The sequence below is a fragment of the Acidovorax cavernicola genome (assembly GCF_003581445.1).
Genome location: NZ_QXMN01000161.1, coordinates 1 through 2053 on the forward strand (window position 1 = coordinate 1; position 2053 = coordinate 2053).

Here is a 2053-nt window from a genome sequence, read left to right on the forward strand (position 1 = left end):
CGCACCGGCGGCATTGGCCATGAAGACCACGCCGCGCGCGATTTCGGTGTCGTTGAAATCGCCACCGCCCTGGGGCGCCATCGCACCTTTGCCCTTGAGCGCGGCTTCTACCAGTGCCTCGAAGCCGTGCGCCAGGCGCGGACCCCAGGCGGCGGCGTCGCCGAACTTGGGCGCACCCGCGACACCGGCCGCATGGCAGGCCGCGCATTGGCCGTTGTAGACCGCTTCGCCGCCGCGCAGCGGACGGTTGGCATCACGAATTTCCACTTGTCCCACTTTTTGCAGGCGCAAGGCCTTGGCCATCTCCGGGTTGGCGGCGCCCGGGCCGGGCTTGCTGCCGGAGTTGACGAACATGACCAGGCCGATGATGACCAGGACTGGAATCACAAAAGAGAGAAAGACGGCGATCAGCAACTGCTTGGGGTTCTTGATCGGGCCTGCATGTGCTTCTTCGTGGGGGGTGGCACTCATGACGTCCTCAATATTTTTAGGGGTATAGACCAGTAGGGAATTATATGGGGCACCTGATGTCTGGCTGCTGCGCGTTTCCCCGTGCGTGTGCACTACGGCAACTAAGCTGAACGGGACATGATCTGGCGCAAGAAAAAAGGCCATGCCCCGGAGGTCATGGCCTTTGCAGCGTGGCGGCTCGCTGGCGCGGATATCAGCGCTGCGCAGTGGCCGCGGTGTTCGCCAGCGGCGTGGGCGAGGTGACCCCGCCGCCCAGCGCCTTGTACAGCAGCAGCTGGTTCTGCAACTGGGCCAGACGCACCTGCACCACGGACTGCTCGAGCGCGAACAGCGTGCGCTGGGCGTCGAGCAGATCGAGGTAGCTGGACACGCCGTTGCTGTAGCGCAGATCGGAGAGCTTCAGGCGCACGGTTTCGGCCTCCAGCTGGGCAAGCTGTGCCCGGCCCTGTTCCTGCAGAGTGGCCTGGCTGTCGAGCGCGTCCGAGACTTCGCGGAATGCGGTCTGGATGGCCTTCTCGTACTGGGCGACGGCGATCTGCCGGCCGACCTGGGCCGCGTCGAGGTTGGCGCTGTTGCGGTCGGCATCAAAGACCGGCAGCAGCGCCGAAGGTGCGAGCGAGAACGCCCAGGAGCCGCTCTTGAACAGCCCCGAGAGTTCGTTGCTGACCGTGCCCACCTGGGCGGTGAGCGCGATGCGCGGGAAGAAGTTCGCGCGCGCCGCGCCGATGTTGGCGTTGGCCGCGATCAGGGTCTGCTCCGCCTGGCGGATGTCGGGCCGCTGGATCAGCAGGTCCGACGGCAGGCCCGCGGGCAGCGGGGCCAGCGCGGGCACCTGTTGCAGGCGCATGTCGGCCAGGCTGGCGCGCAGATCTTCGGGCAGGGGCTGGCCCAGCAGCAGGGCCAGCGCATTCTCGTCGAGTGCGCGCTGACGCTGCTGCTGCGCCAGGGTGGCGCGCGCGGCTTCGGTCAGCGACACCGCCTGGCGGTAGTCGAGCTCGGACGTCGCGCCGGCATCGAAGCGCAGCTTGGTCAGGTTGACCGATGCCTCGCGCGTCTCGAGGGTGCGGCGCGAAATCGCCAGCAGCTCCGCGTCGGCCACCAGGGTGTACCAGCCACTGGCCACCGCCGACACCAGGCTCACCTGCGTGGCGCGCATGCCTTCCTCGGTGGACAGGTACTGGGCCAGTGCCTGTTCCTTGAGGCTGCCGATGCGGCCGAAGAAGTCCAGCTCCCAGGCCGAAGTCAGGAAGCCCACGCTGTAGCTGTTGTTGTAGCCGCCATTCACGGTGTCGGGCGAACGCGTGGCCGAGGCGCCAGCACTGATGCTGGGGAACTGGTCGGCGCGCGTGATCCGGTACTGGGCCCGGGCCTGCTCGATGTTGAGCACCGCGACCTGCAGGTCGCGGTTGTTGGTCAGCGCCAGGCCGATCAGCTGCTGCAGGCGCGGGTCGGTGAAGTATTCCTGCCAGGGCAGGGCGGCCGCGGCCTGGGCGACGGCGCCATCCCCTTGCGGGGCGGGGGCGCTGCGATAGGCTGCGGGCACGGGCGCCGCGGGGCGCTCGTAAGTGGGAATGAACGAGCA

Annotated in this window: 2 protein-coding genes; both read right to left on the reverse strand. The window is 67.8% G+C overall.

The features are described from left to right. Positions 1-471 (reverse strand): c-type cytochrome (locus D3H34_RS32020; RefSeq protein ID WP_147400561.1); only part of this gene is annotated, 471 nt, incomplete at its 3' end. A gap of 193 nt (positions 472-664) precedes the next feature. Further along, positions 665-2053 (reverse strand): efflux transporter outer membrane subunit (locus D3H34_RS32025; protein ID WP_119558804.1); only part of this gene is annotated, 1389 nt, incomplete at its 5' end.